General features: G+C 50.0%; 4 protein-coding genes. 3 read left to right on the top strand and 1 reads right to left on the bottom strand.

What is annotated here, in order from left to right:
* Positions 1–94 precede the first annotated feature (94 nt).
* On the bottom strand, positions 95–904 hold the full coding sequence (locus tag QVO97_RS07635) for a YihY/virulence factor BrkB family protein (RefSeq protein WP_022359753.1): 810 nt from the start codon (positions 902–904) through the stop codon (positions 95–97).
* A 290-nt stretch (positions 905–1,194) separates the two neighbouring features.
* Here QVO97_RS07635 and QVO97_RS07640 point away from each other — a divergent pair, with 290 nt between their 5' ends.
* The 3 genes from QVO97_RS07640 (at position 1,195) to scpB (ending at position 3,707) form a co-directional block, all read left to right on the top strand.
* Positions 1,195–2,136 carry a metallophosphoesterase gene (locus QVO97_RS07640; protein ID WP_022359754.1) on the top strand — a complete coding sequence of 314 codons (942 nt, stop codon included), beginning with the start codon at positions 1,195–1,197 and terminating at the stop codon, positions 2,134–2,136.
* 160 nt (positions 2,137–2,296) lie between these two features.
* On the top strand, positions 2,297–3,115 hold the full coding sequence (locus QVO97_RS07645) for a segregation and condensation protein A (protein ID WP_022359755.1): 819 nt from the start codon (positions 2,297–2,299) through the stop codon (positions 3,113–3,115).
* Positions 3,099–3,707 carry an SMC-Scp complex subunit ScpB gene (gene scpB / locus QVO97_RS07650; RefSeq protein ID WP_022359756.1) on the top strand — a complete coding sequence of 203 codons (609 nt, stop codon included), beginning with the start codon at positions 3,099–3,101 and terminating at the stop codon, positions 3,705–3,707. Before QVO97_RS07645 ends, scpB begins: the two co-directional genes overlap by 17 nt.
* Positions 3,708–3,921 lie beyond the last annotated feature (214 nt).

Below are 3,921 nucleotides of genomic sequence, written 5' to 3' on the forward strand. Positions count from 1 at the left end.
AAAAAAGCGCAGGAGCTTGGCTGCGTGACCGGACCAAAGCAGCTGGGAGTATTTGGGGCAAGCTATCTGTATCCGGTGTTCCTGAGGCTGGGGATTATCTGCGCCAGTGCTGGTTGATTTCCGCCCCGAAAAACAGGATGCAGATGCAGGCGTACAGCCACAGCATCAGGATCACGACGGCGGTCAAGCTGCCGTACATATAAGAATAATTACCGAAATAGTTGAAGTAGATGGAAAATCCGTAGGAACATCCGATCCATCCGACGGTGGAAATCAGCGCACCGGGAAGCTGGAGACGGATATCCTGCCGTTCATAGGGCAGCCAGGTGTACAGCGTGACGAAAAAGAGCGTCAGCAGCGCCAGCGCAAGAAACGTCCGGAGACTAATCAGGCAGGAAACGAATCTGTCCAGCATCGGAAAGTAACGGAATAGCAGGCGCTGCAGGGAGGAACCGAACACCATCAGAACCAGGGAGAAAATGCACATCAGGAGAAAAACGATGGTATAGCCAGAGTTGATGATACGTCCTAAAAGGTAATTTCTGCGCTTGCGGCAGCCGATGATCCGGTTTAAGCCGCGCTCGATCCCAAGCATGCCGCGGGCAGCCGACCAGATGGTTGCCACGGTGGTAACCGAGAGCAGGGCGGCCGGGGATACAGTCTGGATGTCCTGGATTACCGATTCAATCAGTGGGTGGATGCTGGAGGGAAGAAGCTGTGTCATCACGTGCATCAGATCCTCCGGGCTGACGGCGGGGATGAGCTGGATCAGCGTCAGCAGAATCATGATAAAAGGTGCGGCGGAGAGAACGATAAAAAAAGAAGCCTGGGCGGCGTACACCGTGACTTCGTCTTTGATGAAATCGTTGTAAATCCGTTTACAGTTCAGGAGAAAAGAAAGCATGGAAAACCTCGCTTGATTTATGTTATTAAGAAAATATCCGTAACCGGCTCATTTCCCTTTGAAAAATGGCTGACGATAGGTGAATGCCATTTCAGTGTTGTTAAAAGTATATTATCATGAGGTCGAAAAAATAGCAACGGATTTGCCTGTCTTGACGAAAACACCGGTTTCCCGTATGATAACAGGATAGAAATGATTCGGGTCTGCAGGGCATAAGGATGGCAGTGATGCGGACAGCAGCAAAAATCAGCCGACAGCCAATTGGAAAATGGGACATGGGAGGAAACAAAATGATCGCAATCACAGCATGCGCGGCGGCACTGGCAGTCGTGACAGTGGGGCTTTTGCTCCGCTCGGAATATGAAAAAAAACATTTTGTGACCGACCAGTATGAGATAGAGAGTCCGAAGCTGCCGGATGGCGCCGCGTTCCGCTGCGTATTTTTGTCGGATCTGCATGATAATGTGTATGGAACGGACAATGAGCCGCTGGTGGCAACGATCCGCGCATTCAAGCCAGATGCGGTGCTGATCGGCGGCGATATGATGGTCTGTAAAGGAAAAGGAGATTTAACCGTCACGGTATCGCTTCTGGAAAAATTGACCTCCTTTGTGCCGGTTTACTATGCGAACGGAAATCATGAGGAGCGGATGAACCGGGAGCGGGATGTGTACGGAGATTTGTATGATCGGTTCCAGATAGAATTAAAACGTCTGGGGGTTCATTATTTGTCGGATCGAAGCGAGGAGATCAATCCGTGGATCCGGGTGACTGGGTGCAATTTGCGGGAGATATATTATAAGCATCATTTCACGGTGCCGGAACTGCCGATGGAAGAGCTTTCGGGGCGGGTTGGAACTGCGGCAGAGAAGACGTGTTTTCATCAGATGAAAGAATCGTTTTCTCCTGACTTGGCGGAAAAGGAGCGAGAAGCCGGACATGAAATGTATGAGATATTATTATTTCATTCTCCCCTCTTTTTTGAGACCTGCCGGAAATGGGGCGCGGATCTGACGCTTTGCGGACATTTCCACGGCGGAACTATCCGGATCCCGGGGCTGGGAGGCGTGATGACGCCGCAGTACCAGTTTTTCCTGCCATGGTGCGCCGGACGGTTTGATGCGGACGGAAAGACGATGATCGTCAGCCGGGGGCTTGGGACACATTCGATCAATGTGCGGCTGAATGACCGGCCAGAGCTGGTTTGTGTGACGTTGCGGGGAAAACAATAGAGAGATTCTGGTTATTGTACACGGGTAGGCACTTTTGGAACCGAAAGTGCCGTAAGAAAACGTGGTGGCAGCAGGAATAACTCTTCGGCACGGGTGGATGTATACGGAATTTGGTATATGATTGTAGAAAAAGCTGGCTAAAAGAAGGAGTTCGGAAAGAATGGAAATTTCCTATAAATTAGATAATTTTGAAGGACCGTTGGACCTGCTGCTTCATCTGATTGAAAAAAATAAAGTAAGTATCTACGATATTCCGATCGTCCTGATTACGGAGCAGTATCTGGAATATGTTAATCAGATGGATCATGAGGATCTGGATGTGGTCAGCGATTTTCTGGTGATGGCGGCGACGCTTCTGGACATCAAATCGCGGATGCTCCTTCCGAAGGTGGAAAAAGAAGAGGAAGAAGACGAGGAAGATCCGCGCGCCGAGCTGGTGCGCCGGCTGTTGGAATATAAGATGTATAAATATATGGCGCAGGAGCTGGAAGAGCGGGAGCAGGAGGCAGAGCTTCTCTTTTTTAAGGAACCGACGATTCCCCGGGAGGTGGCGAAATATGAAGAACCACTGGATCTGGACAAGCTTCTGGATGGTCTGACGCTGGCAAAGCTGCAGAAAGTGTTTGACGCGGTCATGAAGCGGAATGCCAATAAGCTTGACCCGGTGCGAAGCCGGTTCAGCACGATCCGCAGGGAACCGATCAGCCTGGAGCAGAAGGTAAGGTCGGTGCTTTCTTATGCGCGGGAACACCGTCATTTTAAATTCAGCGATGTGCTGGAGAGGGAATCCGATCGCCTGGAGATAGTCGTGGCGTTTCTGGCAGTGCTGGAGTTGATGAAGATGGGACGGATTCATCTGGTGCAGGAAAAATTGTTTGATGAGATGCAGCTCGATACGGTGGATGTGGATGAAACGGAAAACGAGGCAGAGCTGGAACTTTCGACGGAGGAAGGAGAAGAGTATGCCAGAATTAGATGAAAAACGCGAGGAAGCCATCGTGGAATCGGTTCTCTTTACAATGGGAAAATCGGTTGAGCTGCGCCAGCTTGCGGCGGCGCTCGGGACGGATACAGAGCGCGCGGAAGCGGCGGTCAGACGATTACAGAGCCGTTATGAGGCAGAAAAGCGGGGCATGCAGATCACGCAGCTGGAGGACAGCTGGCAGATGGCGACCCGCGCGGAATATTATGAGAATCTGATCCGGGTGGCAGCGACGCCGAAGAAGCAGATTTTAACGGATGTTGTGCTTGAGACACTCTCGATCATTGCTTATAAACAGCCGATCACGAAGCTTGAGATTGAAAAGATCCGCGGGGTTAAATCGGATCACGCGGTCAATAAACTGATTGAGTACAATCTCGTTTACGAGGTAGGGCGTTTGGATGTGCCGGGACGTCCGGCATTGTTTGCGACGACGGAGGAATTTTTGCGCCGGTTTGGAGTCGGATCGACGAAAGAACTGCCGGAACCGGCACCGGGACGAATCGACGAGTTCCGCATGGAGGCGGAGGAAGAGCTGAAGTTTGAGGGGAAACTGCCGGAAGAGGTAGAGAAGGAAATGAAATATTAACGTTTTCTTAACAATATTCATTTAATTCTGACATTAACAGATTCTTAACATCATATTTCTGTATTTTCTTGTAACTTTTTGTAGCCAACGTGGAAAATGAGGTCAACACAAACAAACAAGCAGCTCTTTCAAATCGCTACATAAATGAAAGAAGCCAGCAAAACAAAAGGGGGAATTGTTTATGTTGACACTTGAGCTTGATATGTATCAGGCG

This window comes from Clostridium sp. CAG:43 (assembly GCF_000434655.1).
Taxonomy (GTDB): Bacteria; Bacillota; Clostridia; order Lachnospirales; family Lachnospiraceae; genus Otoolea; species Otoolea fessa.

Bases quoted from the DNA above. Each gene is read 5' to 3' on its own strand.
- scpB (WP_022359756.1), top strand. From the start codon at position 3,099: ATGCCAGAATTAGATGAAAAACGCGAGGAAGCCATCGTGGAATCGGTT.
- QVO97_RS07640 (WP_022359754.1), top strand. From the start codon at position 1,195: ATGATCGCAATCACAGCATGCGCGGCGGCACTGGCAGTCGTGACAGTG.
- QVO97_RS07635 (WP_022359753.1), bottom strand. From the start codon at position 904: ATGCTTTCTTTTCTCCTGAACTGTAAACGGATTTACAACGATTTCATC.
- QVO97_RS07645 (WP_022359755.1), top strand. From the start codon at position 2,297: ATGGAAATTTCCTATAAATTAGATAATTTTGAAGGACCGTTGGACCTG.